The organism is Sphingomonas canaveralia (genome assembly GCF_047238125.1).
Taxonomy (GTDB): Bacteria; Pseudomonadota; Alphaproteobacteria; order Sphingomonadales; family Sphingomonadaceae; genus JBDFMH01.
Genome location: NZ_JBDFMH010000001.1, coordinates 658,357 through 673,413, shown reverse-complemented (window position 1 = coordinate 673,413; position 15,057 = coordinate 658,357). Strand labels below are relative to the sequence as shown.

The window sequence follows — 15,057 nt, the reverse complement described above, 5'->3', positions numbered from 1 at the left end:
GCGGTATCAACCTCAGCTTCTTCGCTTCGCGCACTGTGACCATTTACATGGCGCGCAAGTTTCTGGTGACCAGCATGGCGGTGCTGTTCGCGCTGGTGCTCGTGCTGATGGCGCTCGATCTGCTCGGCGAATCGGGCAATATCCTGGCCCATCCCGGCAACGGCAATGCCGAACTGCTGCGCTACATCGGCCTGCGCGCACCGCAGATCGTGCAGCGCTTCCTGCCGTTCGCGGTGCTGCTGGGCACGCTGGTCACGCTTGCCACCATGAACCAGAACAGCGAGATCATCGCGATGAAAGCGGCGGGCATTTCCGCCCACCAGATTCTGGCGCCGCTCGTGCTGGCCAGCCTGTTCATTGCGGCAATCAGCTTCGCATTTAACGATCGCATCGTGGCGCGGTCGACCGCCGCGCTCGATGCCTGGCAGGCCGCCGACTATGGCCCCGTCCCGCCGACATCGGGCATTGCCAGCAATGTCTGGGTGCGCGATGGCGACGATCTGATCCACGTTGATACCGTCGCCGGGCGCGGACCAGCCACCCGGCTGGGCGGCGTCACCATCTATGATCGCAGCGGCGGGACGTTGAACACCGTCGTCGATGCACAGCGTGGGCAAGCCTCGGGAGACGGCTGGCAGCTCGACGGAGCAGTGCGCCGGTTCGATGTCGCGCGCGGCACCGTGACGCGGCCGGCCAGTCTGGTCGTCGCGCGCGGGGTGACGGCGGATCGCTTCACGCTGGCCACGGTCGATGCCGAGCAGCGCTCGTTCCTGTCGCTATCTGGCGCGATCGACGATCTGCGCGCCGCCGGTCGCCCGACCGGCGCGCTTGAGGCGGGGCTGTGGCACAAGCTGTCGGGTCCACTTTCGGCGATGCTGATGCCGCTGCTGGCGGGCGTCGCCGCGTTCGGCCTTGCCCGGTCCGGCCAGCTTTTCATCCGCGCGGTTATCGGCATGGCGCTGGGCTTCGCCTATTTCGTGGTCGATAATTTCGCGCTGGCGATGGGCAATCTCGGGGCATACCCGCCGCTACTGGCAGCCTGGGCGCCGTTCGCGCTGTTCCTGCTGATCGGAGAGGCGGTGCTGATCCGCACCGAGGAGTGATCGCGGACCCGGCGGACGACCCGCCGCACGTCAGCCGCGCAGATGTCGCGCGGGGCGCTGGTCTGGCGACGCTGGCCCGGCTCGGCGCGCTGATCGAAGTCATCGCCCAGCCCGTTTATACCTGGCTGTTCGGCATCGCCACTTACGGCGTCTACACCGTGCTGTGGGCGGCGGTGAACATCGCCGAGAATATCGTCGATCTTTCGATGACCCAGGCCCTGCAGCGCGTGGTGCCCACCGAATCCGAAAGCGATGCGCATGCGGCGGTCCGCTTCGCCCTGCTCGTATCGGTCGGGCCGGCACTGCTGATCGCGCTTGCGGCCACGCTGTCAGCGGGATCGATCGCGGCGCTGATCTCGGCCGCGCCAGCCGATCGCGTCACGCTGCCGCTGGCGGTTGCGCTGTTCGCATGGGCGCTGCCGCTATGGACCTTCATAGAAGTCTCGACCGCCGCGGCCCGCGCGCGCCGCGCATTCGGGCCCGAGATCCGTCTGCGCATCTTTTGGGAGCAGATTGCAAGACTGGCGTTCGCGGTCGCGCTGTTCGCGATCGGGGTCGGCCCGCTGGGCCTGATCGTGGCGCACCTTGCCAGCTTGGCGCTGACTGCGGCGCTATCGGCCCGCCTGCTGCTGCGCTACTTCGACGGAGAGTTGCTGCTGCGTGCCCCCCTGCCCCGCCGGGTCCGCGGGGCGCTGCTGGCGACCGGCTTCGCCACCCTGCCCGCCGCCGTCACGCGCCGGCTGTTCAACGATCTGCCGGCAGTGGTGCTGAACCTGATGCTGCCGGGCGCGCGCGGGGCGACAGCAGCCGGACTGTTCGGGATCGCGCGCAAGATCGCGTCGATCCCGCTGATCGTGCGGCAGGCTTTCCAATATGTGATGGCGCCGCTCGCATCGGCGCAGGCGCGCGCCGACCGCGCCGGGATCGCCCCGCTCTATCGCTTCGCCACCCGTGTCTCGACCGCGCTGGTGATCCCGGTGGCGGGCGTGCTGCTGCTGCTGGCGGACGACATATTGAGCGTCTTCGCGCCCGAGGCCCGCGCCGCGCTGCCGCTGCTGATCATCCTGGTGCTGGCTCGCGCCGGCGAGGCGATTGTCGGCGCGGCGACCCCGGTTGTGGAGATGACCGGGCATCGCGCGCTGCCGCTGCTCAATTCGGCGATCGGCCTTGCTGCCTGGGCGCTGCTGTCGATCTGGCTGGTGCCGCCGATGGCGGGGACGGGAATGGCGATCGCCGTCGCCGTCGGTACGGTGCTAGTCGCCTGGACGGCAGCGATCGAACTGCGGCTGACCGAAGGCTTGCCGACGTTCGACCGTCACAGCCTGCTCGGCGCGGCGATCGCGATCGCGGCGGTCGCGGCGATGTGGGCGATCGGCCTGTTGCTCGCCCCGCTCGGTGCGCCGGTGCGGGCGGCGGGCCTGCTCTTGCTGCTGCCGGCGGCGGCATGGATCGCCCTGCGGTTCGGGCTTGATCCGCAGGATCGCGCCGCGCTGGGCAAGGCGGGGCGGCGCATGCGACTGGCGTGAACGGCGGATAAGCGGGAAATGGTCGCAAAAGCGCCGCATTGCCTTTCCAAGGATCACCGCCATATCTGTCGGGCAACGCCCGGCGGCCACCAGAGGAATAGACGTGAAGAGCATCGAGCAGCAGCCCGGTTTCTGGAACCGATCGCATTATCTGGATCGGATGACGCTGAAGGAGCTCACCGTCGCCTATTTCCAGTATCCGGCGATCATCGCCTATCTGGTGTCGGCAGCGGTTTGCATCGGCCTCTACATCTGGCGGCCGACTTCGCTCGTCGAGACGCTGGCGTCGATCCTGATCGCGGTGCTGCTGTATCCGCTGGCCTGGTATTGCCTCCATCGCTGGGTGCTGCACAGCAAGTGGATGTGGAAATCGAAGCTGCTGGCCTCGACCTGGAAGCGGATCCATTATGATCATCACCAGGATCCGAACCATCTCGAGGTGTTGTTCGGCGGGCTGCACACCACCCTGCCGACGATCTTCCTCGTCACTGCGCCGGTCGGCTATTTGATCGGGGAATTCGGCGGTGCCGCGATCGCGACCGCGACCGGCATGATCATGACCTGCGTCTACGAATATTTCCACTGCATCCAGCATCTCACGTACAAGCCCAAGAACAAGTGGGTCGCCGCAATCAAGCAGCGCCATCTCGCGCATCATTTCCATAACGAGAATGGCAATTACGGCATCACCAACTATTTCTGGGACAGGGCGTTCGGCACCTATTACGAGAAGGTCGGCGAGCGAAAGAAGAGCAAGACCGTGTTCAACATCGGCTATACCGAGGATGTGGCAGAGCGTTATCCGCATGTTGCCAATCTTTCAGGCGGCGTCGCCAGCGGTCATCCGCGCCAGCGCAAGGGCGAATAGCGCAACATGTCGGTCGCGGTCGCAGTCCGCCGGGTCGAGAGTGCGGCCGACCGCAAGGCGTTCGTAGACCTCCCCTTCCGCCTCTACGCGGCCGACGCCAATTGGGTGCCGCCCCTGAAGGACGAGGTTCGCGGGCTGATCGATCCCGCGAAGAACCCATGGTTTGGTCATGCCCGCGCGGCCTTTTTCCTTGCCTCGCGCGGGGATCGAGTAACGGGCCGGATCTCGGCCCAGGTCGACGAACTCGTACTGGCGATGCCGCGCGAACAGGCTGGCGGCGCAGGCACCGGACATTTTGGCATGTTCGAAGCGGAGGATGCCGACAGCGCGGCTGCCCTGTTCGCAGCAGCAGAGGGCTGGCTGCGAGGACAAGGCATGACGCGATCGATGGGCCCCTACAGCCTGTCGATCTGGGACGAGCCCGGCCTCCTGGTGGACGGAGCCGATCATCCGCCGACGGTGATGATGGGGCATCACCCCCCCGCCTATGCGGGCTGGGTCAATCAGGCCGGCTATCGTCCGGCCAAGGAGCTCTACACCTACGAGCTCGATATCGTGCCGCCGCTGCCGCCGCTGGTGCAGCGCATCGTCAGCTCGGGCGAGCGCAACCCGCGCATCCGCGTGCGCCGCGTCGACAAGTCGCGCTTCGATCAGGAAGCCGCGCTTATCCTGGGCATCCTCAATGATGCCTGGGGCGACAACTGGGGCTTCGTGCCACTGACCGACGATGAGATCGCCTATGCCGGCAAGAAGCTGAAGGCGATCGTGATCGAGGACCTGATCCGGATCGCGGAGGTCGAAGGCGAACCGGTTGCGTTCATGATGACGCTGCCCGACCTGAACGAGAAACTGAAGGATTATGGCGGCTCGCTGCTGCCGTTCAACTGGGCCAAGCTGTTGTGGTGGCTGCGCGCGCCGAAGGTGCGCACGATGCGCGTGCCGCTGATGGGCGTGGTCAAGCGGCTGCAGGCGACCCGTCTGGCAAGCCAGCTGGCCTTCATGATGATCGAATATATCCGCCGCGATGCCGTCGCCAAATATGGCGCCACCCGCGGCGAGATCGGCTGGATCCTCGAGGATAATCAGGGCATGCGCTCGATCGCCGAGACGATCGAGAGCCGGGTCAACAAGGTGTACCGGATCTACGAAAAGGACCTGTAGGCGGCGGCGCGCGCTCTTTGCCTTACTTCGTCATTCCCGCGCACGCGGGAATCCACCCTTCCGCGAGAGCGACCCGCCAGAGGCTCGAGGTCCATCCAAGGCCGGCAGTGGATTCCCGCCTGCGCGGGAATGACGATGTAGAGGGAACGTCACCCCTCCGCCCGCTCGACCTTCGCCAGCATCATCCCCTCACTCACCTGCCCGCCAGCGACAGCCTTCAGCTCCGCCACAACGCCATCGAACGGCGCGGTCAGCGAATGCTCCATCTTCATCGCCTCCAGCGTCAGCAGCTTCTGGCCCTTGGCCACGGCTTGGCCCTCGGCGACCTCGACTGCGATCACCTTGCCCGGCATCGGCGAGAGAATAGCACCGTCGGAGGCGACCCCGCCCGCGACGCCGCCCGCGCGATGAGGCCTGATCGCGAAGGACGCGCCCGCTTCCCACACGAGTACAAAATCTTCTAAAGGAACTGCGTGCTCAGGTCCGTTGGGACGAGAGAGCAGGTCGATCTCGTGATCCGTACCTTCGACTGAGAGCCGGAAAACCGACGTCGGTTGCCCATTGAGCCTGAACCCACTGTTCCAAAGACTCTCGGCCGCGCGACGCTCCGGAAAAGACTTGGCCGAACCCGAAGCGCCCCTTTCGCCCTCGAGAAAGGCGTCGGCCGCAATGCGAAGCAGTCTCTCCGATGGCGTCGCTGGCCCGGCTAGCCGGTCGCCAGCCGCGGCGATCAGACCCGTATCGAGATCGCCCGCCAGCACGCGCGGATCGTTCACGAGCCGATGCAGGAACGCGGCATTCGTCCGCACCGGATAGACTGCGACGCCATCCAGCGCACTTGAGAGCGCCGCCATCGCAGCGTTGCGATCGGAAGCCCTCACAACGATCTTGGCAATCATCGGATCGTAGAATGGCGTGACTTCGTCGCCCATCGCGATGCCAGCCTCGACGCGCACACGTTCATGCGGCAGCTTGAGAAAGCTCAGCGGGCCCGTGCTCGGCAGGAAGCCCGTCGCCGGGTTCTCCGCATATAGCCGCGCCTCGATCGCCCAGCCGTTGATCGACAGGTCCTCCTGCCGCTTCGGCAACGGCTCGCCGCTCGCCACGCGCAGCTGCCATTCCACCAGATCGACGCCGGTGATTTCCTCGGTCACCGGATGCTCGACCTGGAGGCGGGTATTCATTTCCATGAACCAGATGCGATCGGGGCGCAGGCCTTCGCTGGCATCGGCGATGAATTCGATCGTGCCCGCGCCGACATAATCGACTGCGCGCCCCGCCTGCACGGCTGCGGCGCAGATCGCTTCGCGCGTCGCCTCGTCCATGCCTGGCGCGGGCGCTTCCTCGATCACCTTCTGGTGGCGGCGCTGCAGCGAACAGTCGCGCTCGAACAGGTGGACGATATTGCCGTGGGTATCCCCGAAGATCTGCACTTCGATATGACGCGGGCGGGTGATATATTTCTCGATCAGCACACGATCGTCACCGAACGAAGAGGCCGCCTCGCGCTTGCAGGACAGCAGCATGTCGGCGAAGTCGCCGGCGGCCTCCACCTTGCGCATGCCCTTGCCGCCACCGCCGGCCACGGCCTTGATCAGCACCGGATAGCCAATCGCATCGGCTTCGGCCTGCAGCCGGTCGGGCGATTGGTCCTCGCCGAGATAGCCGGGAGTCGTCGGCACGCCTGCCCCCGCCATCAGCGCCTTGGCGGCATCCTTCAGCCCCATCGCGGTGATGCTGGCGGGGCGCGGGCCGACCCACACCAGTCCGGCATCGATCACGGCCTGTGCAAAGCCGGCATTCTCGGACAGAAAGCCGTATCCCGGGTGGATCGCCTCGGCACCGGTCGCCTTCGCCGCGGCGATGATCTTCTCGCCAACCAGATAGCTTTCGCGCGCGGGTGAAGCGCCGATATGCACCGCCTCGTCCGCCTGCCGGACATGAAGCGCCTTGGCATCGGCATCCGAATAGACCGCGACCGTGCGGATGCCCATCGATCGCGCCGTGCGAATGATCCGACAGGCGATCTCGCCACGATTGGCGATCAGGAGTGAGGTGATCATGTCTTCGCGCCCTATCCCATCACATCCGGAACACGCCGAACGCCGGCCGTTCGGGCACAGGCGCGTTCAGCGTCGCGGCGAAGGCGAGGCCGAGGACGTCGCGGGTCTGGGCGGGATCGATGATGCCGTCGTCCCACAGCCGTGCGGTGGCGTGCCAGGGGTTGCCCTCGTCCTCATATTTCTGCCGAACGGGCGCCTTGAACGCCTCCGCCTGTTCGGGCGTCCAGCTGTCAGCGTCGCGGTGAACGGTCGCCAGCACCGATGCGGCCTGCTCGCCGCCCATCACGCTGATCCGGCTATTGGGCCAGCTGAACAGGAAGCGCGGTGAATAGGCGCGGCCGCACATGCCGTAATTGCCCGCGCCGAAGCTGCCGCCGATCAGCACCGTGATCTTGGGTACGCTGGCGGTGGCGACTGCCGTCACCAGCTTCGCACCATGCTTCGCGATGCCCTCGGCCTCATATTTGCCGCCGACCATGAAGCCCGAGATATTCTGCAGGAACAGCAGCGGGATCCGGCGCTGGCAGGCCAGCTCGATGAAGTGCGCACCCTTCACCGCGCTTTCGCTGAACAGCACGCCGTTGTTCGCCAGGATCGCGACCGGGATGCCCCAGATATGTGCGAAACCGCAGACGAGGGTCGTGCCGTAGAGGGCCTTGAACTCCTGGAACTCGGACCCGTCGACGATCCGCGCGATCACCTCGCGCACGTCGTACGGCGCGCGCACGTCCTGCGGCACGATGCCGTAGAGGTCATCGGCGTCGAATTTCGGCGCGCGCGGCGCCCGCATGTTTAGCCCCGGATCGGCGGGCGGCGCCAGCGTCGAGACGATATCGCGCACGATCGTCAGCGCATGCTCGTCATTCTCGGCGACATGATCGACCACACCGGATTTGCGGCCATGCAGATCGCCGCCGCCCAGATCCTCGGCCGAGATCACTTCGCCGGTGGCGGCCTTCACCAGCGGCGGCCCGGCTAGAAAGATGGTGCCCTGGTTGCGCACGATCACGCTTTCGTCGGACATTGCCGGCACATAGGCGCCGCCCGCCGTGCAGCTGCCCATCACGCAGGCGATCTGCGGGATGCCCTTGGCGGACATGTTGGCCTGATTGAAGAAGATCCGGCCGAAATGATCGCGATCGGGGAAGACTTCCGCCTGATGCGGCAGGTTCGCGCCGCCGCTGTCGACCAGATAAATGCAGGGCAGCCGGTTGGCCTCCGCAATCTCCTGCGCGCGGAGATGCTTCTTCACCGTCATCGGATAATAGGTGCCGCCCTTCACCGTCGCATCGTTGGCGACGATCATGCACTGGCGGCCGGAAACACGGCCGATCGCGGCGATCATGCCCGCCCCCGGCACTTCGCCCTCATACATGTCGCACGCGGCGAGCTGGCCGATCTCCAGCAGCGGCGAACCCGAATCGAGCAGGCGCTCCACCCGCTCGCGCGGCAGCAGCTTGCCGCGCGACACGTGGCGATCGCGCGATGCCTGCGATCCACCGAGCGCGGCCTGCGCGACATCCGCGCGCAGTTTCTCGGCCAAAGCGCGATTATGCGCGGCGTTGGCACGGAACGCCTCCCCTTCGCGGTCAAGCGCTGTATCGAGCGTCGGCGCGGTCACGCCGCCCCCACCAGTTCGCGGCCGATCAGCATGCGGCGGATCTCGTTAGTGCCGGCGCCGATGTCGAGCAGCTTGGCGTCGCGCGCGAAGCGTTCGACCGGCCAATCCTTCGTATAGCCCGCGCCGCCCAGCGCCTGGATCGCCTCCAGCGAAACGCGCACCGCATTCTCGGATGCCAGCAGGATCGCGCCGGCCGCATCGAAGCGCGTCGTCTGCCCGGCATCGCAGGCGCGCGCGACGGCATAGACATAGGCCCGCGCCGAATTGAGCGCTACATACATGTCTGCCACCTTGGCCTGCATCAGCTGGAACGCGCCGATCGGCTTGCCGAACTGTTGGCGCTCGCGAATATAAGGCAGCACGACATCCAGGCAGGCTTGCATGATGCCGATCTGGATACCCGACAGCACCACCCGCTCGTAATCCAGCCCCGACATCAGCACGCCGACGCCACCATTCTCCGGCCCCATCACATTCGCATCCGGCACGAAACAGTCGTCGAACAGCAATTCCGCCGTCGGCGACCCGCGCATGCCCATCTTGTCGATTTTCTGGCCGATCGAGAAACCGGCCATGCCCTTTTCGATCAGAAAGGCGGTGATACCCCGACTGCCTTCGCCGGTCTTGGCGTAGACGACGAGCATATCGGCATAAGCGGCATTGGTGATCCAGAATTTGGTCCCGGTCAGCCGCCAGCCGCCATCGGTGCGCACCGCGCGCAGTTTCATCGAGACGACGTCCGATCCTGCCCCGGCTTCGGACATGGCGAGCGAGCCGACATGCTCGCCCGAGATCAGCTTCGGCAGGAAACGCGCCTTCTGCTCCGGGTTGGCCCAGCGAGCGATCTGATTGATGCAGAGGTTCGAATGTGCGCCGTAGGACAGGCCGACCGATGCCGAGGCGCGGCTGACTTCCTCCACCGCGACGACATGATCGAGATAGCCAAGGCCCAGGCCGCCGTCCGCTTCGGCGACGGTTACGCCGTGTAGCCCAAGTGCCCCCATCTCGGGCCACAGCGCGATCGGGAACCAGTCTTCCGCATCGATCTTCGCGGCCAACGGCGCGATCCGGTCCTCGGCGAAGCGGCGTGTGGTGTCGCGGATCATATCGGCAGTCTCGCCGAGCGCGAAATCCAGGGCGGCAGTCATGCGCATCCTCTCTCTGTTTCACCGGTCCATAGCAAGCCGCCGGTTCATTGGGAAATTGAAGGATCATGGCCTTGGGTATAGCGTCAGACTATGATGGATCGTGCGCAGCTCCGCTATTTCCTGGCGATCGTCGATGCCGGCAACTTCAGCCGCGCCGCCGCTCGGGTCAACGTGGCGCAGCCGACGCTGTCGGTGGCGATCGCCAAGCTGGAGGCGCGGCTGGGCACGCGACTGTTCGTGCGGTCCAGCCAGCGCGTGCAGTTGACCGAGGCGGGCAGTCGGCTGCTCGATCAGGCCCGACTGATCGAGGCGCAGTTTCACGAGGCTGAGCGGCTGGTGGCAGCGCGCGCACCAGTCCGGACCTTGCGGTTGGGCATCCTATCCACGCTGGCGACCGGGCTGACCGAAGCGATGCTTGCAGCCCGCACCATGCCAGAGCCCATCGAACTGGTCGAAGGGACCGAGCGCGATCTGGCGGCGCGGCTCGAACGCGGACGGATCGATGCCGCGATCACCGTGCTGCGCAGCGGCGGTCGGTTCGATCGCGAACCGCTGTTCATGGAGGATTATCGCCTCGCAATGCCGGCATCGCATCGCTTGGCAGGGCAGAATGCAGTCGCCGCCGAGGCACTGGCGAGCGAGACGATGATCCTGCGCCGCGGGTGCGAGGCGTTGGCGGAAACCAGCCGCCATTTCACGCTGCGCGGAATCCGTCCGCCGTTCAGCTTCAAGACCCAGTCGGACGATCGCGCGCTCGCTATGATCCGTCAGGGTATTGGCATTACCGTGATGCCGGCCGGCCTGCCAATCGCGGGAATAAGCCGACCGATGCTGGCCGGGTTCGACCTGCGTCGCCAGATCGGGCTCGTTTTCTCAGAGCAATTGCCCGCTGCAGCGCGGGACATCTCGGCTACACTGGCGGCTGCGAGATCAGTGCTGGGACGGCATCAGGCCGCCCAGTGATCCGATCGGCGGGCGACGACGAACCAGGTGTCCGCCGCCGCCCTATCGATCAGTTGGCTTCCATCGAATGCTTCAGGTCGCGCATCTGATCATGACCTTCGCGCACCGAGCGATAAGCCGTCTCGATCGCGGCACGGACCGGCTGCGAAAGCTCACGATCCTGCAGCGCTTCCTCGAACTTCGCCTTGATGTGATCCTCGCCGCGCTCGACTTCATTGACGATCGCCTTGTCGTCCTGGCCGGTGACCGCGGACTTCAGATTGAGGAAGGCGCGGTGGGCGCCGGCAAGCACGGTGCCGTCATCCTCGGGATTTCCGCCGAGACGCGTGACTTCGCCCTGCAGCGCGGTCGCAGCCTGTCGGCGCTCGCTGGCACGGGCCGTGAAGATCGAACCGAACCGGCCGCTCTCGGCATCCTTGGCGGCTTCCTGATAGCCGTCCACGCTGTCGATCACGGTTGCGATCAGCGAGTTCAGCGTGCGAATGTCATGGTCGGAGTTCAGCATGGGCAGTTCCTTTTCGGTTGAGCCCCCACAACGCCCCGGCGTGCAAACGGCCCCCGGCGGGCCAAACTAAATGTCGGTGCCGGCAATCGTCGCTGCCGCAAGATCGGCTGTCTGGATGGCCACGCCGCGGGTCATCCGCGATCGGAACCGCGGCGCGGCGGCCGTAGTCCGGTGGAAAAGCGCAGTGTTGGACCAGGCATCGGCCAGCGTCGAAGCGAAACCATCCGCGGTCATGGTGGCAAAGCGCGCGATGACGCCGAGTTCGAGCTGCTCGACGGCCGCCGCGATCATGCCCTTTTCGATATCATATGGCACCAGGATATGCGGCAGCCCCGCCAGTAGCGCGGATGCGGAGAAGCCGAGCCCGCAGTGCGACATGACCATCCGCGAGCGGGCGGCGATCTTCGTCCACGGCACGGGCGCGGTCTCGACCGTGATACCGGCGCGTTCCAGCACCATTCTATCGGATGCAAGCAGACGCGCATCGTAGAGCCGAACCGGGAGGCCCGACCGCACCAGCCCATCGAAGAAGGCAGGCGTGCGCGGCTGTGACCCATTCATGTAGACGAACAACTCGTCGCCGCTGCTGTCGGCCAGCGGCACCGGCCCAACATGCGGCACGCCGGCCGGCTCCAGGCGCCAGCCGCGATAGGGATCGAGTTCTTCGAACGCCGCGACGATCTGGCGATCCGCACTGAAGATGCCTGGCAGCCGATCCCGGCCCGGCCGGCCATTGGCGGACAGCGCGCGATTGAGCCCGTCGAGCAGCGGGGCCTCTTCATGGACCGCGGGCTTGCCGGTCAGGCTGGCGAACACCGGATGTTCGGGCGGCGGAAGTGAAAAGCCAGTGCCGAGCGAGAGGGTAGGCACGCGGCCATGGGCGGCCAGCAGCAGGCCCGGCGCATATTCGGAGATCACCAGCGCCGGATCGACCGCCGCGATGATGCGGTCCCAGGCCGCGATCATCGCGGTCAGCGCCGGCCGGTCTGCCAGCCCCATTGCGACCAGTATGTCGCCCATCGTGTTCGGCGTCACGATGTTCGGGCGATGCAGCGGCACGATCTGCTGCGGCCAGAGCGGCGCCTGCCAGACGGGTATGTCGGCCGGCCAGCGCGCGATATCCTGCGCGGCGATCGTTACGTCGTACCCGCGTGCGCGCAGTTCGGCGAGGATCATCGTGAGCTTGGTTACATGGCCGCTGCCCGATCCGAGCTCCCAGCCGATCAGGATGCGCGCCATCCGGCGATCAGATCTGGGCGTCCGCCGGCTGGTGCCCGAGCGCGGTGAGCCGGCCAAGCAGATCGTCGGCGCATGCATCCAGCCGGCCCCGATCGACGGAGCGGATCACGAAGTTCGCGCCGACCCGGCCGTCTCGGAAGAAGGGGTAACTGCCGATCTGGCAGCCTTCGTGGGCGCGTTCGCACTGCCGCAGCGTGTCGGCGATCTCGCTTTCGGGCACCCAGCAGCCGATCGTCCGCGACAGCAGCGGCTGACCACCTTCAAGCTGGCCGGACAGCCCCTCCAGCATTTGCCCCGCAATGTGCGGCACGCCGGCCAAGATCAAGATGTTGCCCAGCCGGATGCCAGGCGCGCCCGACATGCGGTTCTCAATCAATTCGGCCCCCTCGGGCACGCGCGCCATCCGCAGCCGGCCCTCGCTCAACCCGCCGCGTGTGGCGTAATAATCCTCGAGCACGGCGCGCGCCTTCGGGTGGACCACCACCGGCACGCCGAGCGCGGAGGCGATCGCATCGACAGTGATGTCGTCATGCGTCGGGCCGATGCCGCCGGTCGTGAACAGATAGTCGTTGTCCACCCGCAGCGCGTTGACCGCCGCCACGATCCGCTGCTCGACATCGGGCACGACGCGCACTTCGGCAAGGCGGATACCCTGCAGGTTCAGCCACAGCGCCACCTGCGCAATGTTGCGATCCTGGGTGCGCCCGGAAAGGATCTCGTCGCCGATGATCAGCAGCGCTGCGGTGTAGATACGCGGTTCGGCCATGGCATCGGCCATAGCGCGGGTGGCAAGCCTCGCAAAGCCGGTGCGCAGGCGCTATATGGGCTGCATGAACGAATATGTGACGATCACCCGCGCCGACAGCGTCGAGCGCGACGGCGCCATCAAGCTGTACGACGAGGACGGCTTCATCGGCATGCGCGCGGCGGGCCGGCTGGCTGCGGAGATCCTCGATGCACTCGTGCCGCATGTCGTGCCGGGCGTCACCACAGCGGAGCTCGACACGATCGTGCGCCGGATGACGCTGGAGGGCGGTGCGGTGCCGGCAACGCTCGGCTATCGCGGCTATACGCACAGCTGCTGCATCTCGATCAACCATGTCGTGTGTCACGGCATACCGGGGCCGAAGACGCTCAAGGACGGCGACATCGTCAACATCGATGTCACCCCGCAACTGAACGGGTGGCATGGCGATACCAGCCGCATGTATCTGGTCGGCGACGTACCGATCAAGCCGCGCCGGCTGGTCGAGGTGACCTACGAAGCGATGATGCGCGGTATCGAGCAGGCGAAGCCCGGCAACCGGATGGGCGATATCGCTCATGCCATCCAGAGCTTTGCCGAAAAGCATCGCTACGGTGTGGTCCGCGATTTCTGCGGCCACGGCCTCGGCCGCGTGTTCCACGATGCGCCCGAGGTGGTCCACGCCGGGCGGCCCGGAACGGGTCCGGAATTGCGGCCGGGCATGTTCTTCACGATCGAACCGATGATCAACATCGGCCGGCCCGACGTTAAGGTGCTGGACGATGGCTGGACGGCCGTGACGCGCGATCGTTCGCTGTCCGCGCAGTTCGAGCATTCGGTCGGCATCACCGAGACAGGTTGCGAGATCTTCACCACCAGCCCGACCGGCCTGCACGCACCGCCTTACGCCTGAATGCGTCCGGCCTGCTCCGTGGCGTGCCCTACCCGGATCTGAACCGGATTGATCAGCCCGTGGCGGCCCTTGTCGGCTGTCATCGCAAACGCTTGCGGCAGCGCCTCAAGTCCATCCAGCGTGCAACCGATCAGCGGATCGAGCTTGACGCGCCCATCCGCCACGATCCGCACGGTCGCCTCGAACAGGGCGCGGGTCAGCACCGCGGGAAAGGCGAAGCGGATGCTGCGGAAGCGGAAGGCGGAATAGGGTAGCATCGCGGCGTCCCCGTCGAACGCGAGACCGATCACCCTGCCCTCCTCGCGCGCCATCTCGGCCGCCTGCACCATGGTGGCGTTGCCGGCCAGCCCGCGAGAGACCGGCCCGCCGGCACACTCGAACACGATGTCCGCCCCCCGCCCGCCGGTCAGCGCGCGGACGGCGGCGACCGGATCCTCCTGGGTGACATCGATCGCGACGTCGGCCCCCAAGGCCAGTGCCATGTCGAGCGCTTCACGTCGGCGGCCGATCGCGATCATGCGCCCGGCGCCTGCTGCCTTGGCCGCCTGGAGGCAGCCGAACCCCATCGCGCCGAGACCGATCACCACAGCGGTCTCGTCGAGCAGGGGGCCCGCGGCATGAGCAGCCGACACGCAATCGGTCAGCGCCTGGATTGCGGCCCCCGCCCCGTCACTCACTGATGACGGCAGCTTCACGAACAGGCTGGCGGGGAACACCCCCTCTTCGGCGAACGAGCCCGGATAGTCGAACCCGACGATGCCCTCAGGGTGCGATCCGCGCGCGGCCACTCGATCGCCCACCGCCAGATCGGTGACACCCTCGCCCAGTGCGATGACCTGACCGGAGAATTCGTGGCCGAACAGTTGCGCCGGCCCTTCGGCCAAGCGTCGCGCGATGATGTCATGGCCATAGGTGCGCTCGCCCTGGAACAGCAGGATCTCGGTAATGCTTGGCTGCGTCACAAGGATACGGACGCGGACCCAGCCCGGCTTCGGATCACCGCAATCGACCTCAGCCTGGCGCATGTCGCCATAATCGTGCGTGATCCAGGCGCGCATCGCTCTCCTCCCGGCCGCTGATTGCAGCTTGAGGCGCAACGTGCCGACAGGCCAAAAAACAGTCAATCATGCTTGTCTTTTTGATAGGATCGCGCGCATTCATTGCCTGGGGAGCAACGTTCGCTCGAAGTGCCTAAAAAGCGG

Annotated in this window: 13 protein-coding genes; 6 read left to right on the top strand and 7 right to left on the bottom strand. The window is 66.2% G+C overall.

Annotation, left to right across the window (positions count from 1 at the left end):
* The first annotated feature begins 5 nt into the window (after nucleotides 1-5).
* From lptG to ABC347_RS03285, 4 genes are all read left to right on the top strand, one after another.
* Nucleotides 6-1,103: an LPS export ABC transporter permease LptG gene (gene lptG / locus ABC347_RS03300; RefSeq protein WP_413246988.1), complete on the top strand. Its 1,098-nt coding sequence runs from the start codon at nucleotides 6-8 to the stop codon at nucleotides 1,101-1,103.
* Complete coding sequence (locus tag ABC347_RS03295; RefSeq protein WP_413244319.1) at nucleotides 1,100-2,629, top strand: lipopolysaccharide biosynthesis protein; 1,530 nt, start codon at nucleotides 1,100-1,102, stop codon at nucleotides 2,627-2,629. Before lptG ends, ABC347_RS03295 begins: the two co-directional genes overlap by 4 nt.
* 160 nt (nucleotides 2,630-2,789) lie before the next feature.
* Entirely contained in the window at nucleotides 2,790-3,497 is a 708-nt protein-coding gene (locus ABC347_RS03290) for a sterol desaturase family protein (RefSeq protein WP_413246987.1), read from the top strand.
* Between the two features lie 6 nt (nucleotides 3,498-3,503).
* The gene (locus tag ABC347_RS03285) at nucleotides 3,504-4,658 is read left to right on the top strand and encodes an N-acetyltransferase (protein WP_413244318.1); all 1,155 of its coding nucleotides are present in this window, start codon (nucleotides 3,504-3,506) and stop codon (nucleotides 4,656-4,658) included.
* A 149-nt stretch (nucleotides 4,659-4,807) separates the two neighbouring features.
* Here ABC347_RS03285 and ABC347_RS03280 read toward each other — a convergent pair whose 3' ends face one another.
* Genes ABC347_RS03280 through ABC347_RS03270 form a run of 3 tightly spaced genes read right to left on the bottom strand, consistent with a single transcriptional unit; the run spans nucleotide 4,808 to nucleotide 9,490 of the window.
* Entirely contained in the window at nucleotides 4,808-6,721 is a 1,914-nt protein-coding gene (locus tag ABC347_RS03280; protein WP_413244317.1) for an ATP-binding protein, read from the bottom strand.
* A gap of 19 nt (nucleotides 6,722-6,740) precedes the next feature.
* Nucleotides 6,741-8,342: a carboxyl transferase domain-containing protein gene (locus ABC347_RS03275; protein WP_413244316.1), complete on the bottom strand. Its 1,602-nt coding sequence runs from the start codon at nucleotides 8,340-8,342 to the stop codon at nucleotides 6,741-6,743.
* A complete protein-coding gene (locus tag ABC347_RS03270; RefSeq protein ID WP_413244315.1) occupies nucleotides 8,339-9,490 on the bottom strand; it encodes an acyl-CoA dehydrogenase family protein in 1,152 nt (383 codons plus the stop codon). Before ABC347_RS03270 ends, ABC347_RS03275 begins: the two co-directional genes overlap by 4 nt.
* Nucleotides 9,491-9,580: 90 nt before the next feature.
* Here ABC347_RS03270 and ABC347_RS03265 point away from each other — a divergent pair, with 90 nt between their 5' ends.
* Entirely contained in the window at nucleotides 9,581-10,453 is an 873-nt protein-coding gene (locus tag ABC347_RS03265) for a LysR family transcriptional regulator (protein ID WP_413244314.1), read from the top strand.
* A gap of 49 nt (nucleotides 10,454-10,502) precedes the next feature.
* Here the strand turns inward: ABC347_RS03265 and ABC347_RS03260 are convergent, their stop codons facing one another.
* The 3 genes from ABC347_RS03260 to ABC347_RS03250 all read right to left on the bottom strand — a co-directional run bounded on the left by ABC347_RS03260 (nucleotide 10,503) and on the right by ABC347_RS03250 (nucleotide 12,963).
* Nucleotides 10,503-10,958, bottom strand: a complete 456-nt coding sequence (locus tag ABC347_RS03260) for a PA2169 family four-helix-bundle protein (RefSeq protein ID WP_413244313.1) — start codon at nucleotides 10,956-10,958, stop codon at nucleotides 10,503-10,505.
* Nucleotides 10,959-11,024: 66 nt separating this feature from the next.
* Complete coding sequence (locus tag ABC347_RS03255) at nucleotides 11,025-12,197, bottom strand: glycosyltransferase family protein (RefSeq protein ID WP_413244312.1); 1,173 nt, start codon at nucleotides 12,195-12,197, stop codon at nucleotides 11,025-11,027.
* Nucleotides 12,198-12,204: 7 nt separating this feature from the next.
* Nucleotides 12,205-12,963: a competence/damage-inducible protein A gene (locus tag ABC347_RS03250; RefSeq protein ID WP_413244311.1), complete on the bottom strand. Its 759-nt coding sequence runs from the start codon at nucleotides 12,961-12,963 to the stop codon at nucleotides 12,205-12,207.
* Nucleotides 12,964-13,027: 64 nt separating this feature from the next.
* On the opposite strand from ABC347_RS03250, the gene map reads away from it, so the two are divergent.
* Nucleotides 13,028-13,855 carry a type I methionyl aminopeptidase gene (gene map / locus ABC347_RS03245; RefSeq protein ID WP_413244310.1) on the top strand — a complete coding sequence of 276 codons (828 nt, stop codon included), beginning with the start codon at nucleotides 13,028-13,030 and terminating at the stop codon, nucleotides 13,853-13,855.
* On the opposite strand, the gene ABC347_RS03240 is transcribed toward map, so the two are convergent.
* Complete coding sequence (locus tag ABC347_RS03240; RefSeq protein WP_413244309.1) at nucleotides 13,846-14,913, bottom strand: zinc-dependent alcohol dehydrogenase; 1,068 nt, start codon at nucleotides 14,911-14,913, stop codon at nucleotides 13,846-13,848. The genes map and ABC347_RS03240 overlap by 10 nt on opposite strands.
* Nucleotides 14,914-15,057 lie beyond the last annotated feature (144 nt).

What these genes read in the sequence shown, in the direction of transcription:
- ABC347_RS03290 (WP_413246987.1), top strand. Translation starts at nt 2,790, where the DNA reads ATGACGCTGAAGGAGCTCACCGTCGCCTATTTCCAGTATCCGGCGATC.
- ABC347_RS03255 (WP_413244312.1), bottom strand. Translation starts at nt 12,197, where the DNA reads ATGGCGCGCATCCTGATCGGCTGGGAGCTCGGATCGGGCAGCGGCCAT.
- ABC347_RS03260 (WP_413244313.1), bottom strand. Translation starts at nt 10,958, where the DNA reads ATGCTGAACTCCGACCATGACATTCGCACGCTGAACTCGCTGATCGCA.
- ABC347_RS03240 (WP_413244309.1), bottom strand. Translation starts at nt 14,913, where the DNA reads ATGCGCGCCTGGATCACGCACGATTATGGCGACATGCGCCAGGCTGAG.
- ABC347_RS03265 (WP_413244314.1), top strand. Translation starts at nt 9,581, where the DNA reads ATGATGGATCGTGCGCAGCTCCGCTATTTCCTGGCGATCGTCGATGCC.
- ABC347_RS03270 (WP_413244315.1), bottom strand. Translation starts at nt 9,490, where the DNA reads ATGACTGCCGCCCTGGATTTCGCGCTCGGCGAGACTGCCGATATGATC.
- ABC347_RS03285 (WP_413244318.1), top strand. Translation starts at nt 3,504, where the DNA reads ATGTCGGTCGCGGTCGCAGTCCGCCGGGTCGAGAGTGCGGCCGACCGC.
- ABC347_RS03250 (WP_413244311.1), bottom strand. Translation starts at nt 12,963, where the DNA reads ATGGCCGAACCGCGTATCTACACCGCAGCGCTGCTGATCATCGGCGAC.
- ABC347_RS03280 (WP_413244317.1), bottom strand. Translation starts at nt 6,721, where the DNA reads ATGATCACCTCACTCCTGATCGCCAATCGTGGCGAGATCGCCTGTCGG.
- map (WP_413244310.1), top strand. Translation starts at nt 13,028, where the DNA reads ATGAACGAATATGTGACGATCACCCGCGCCGACAGCGTCGAGCGCGAC.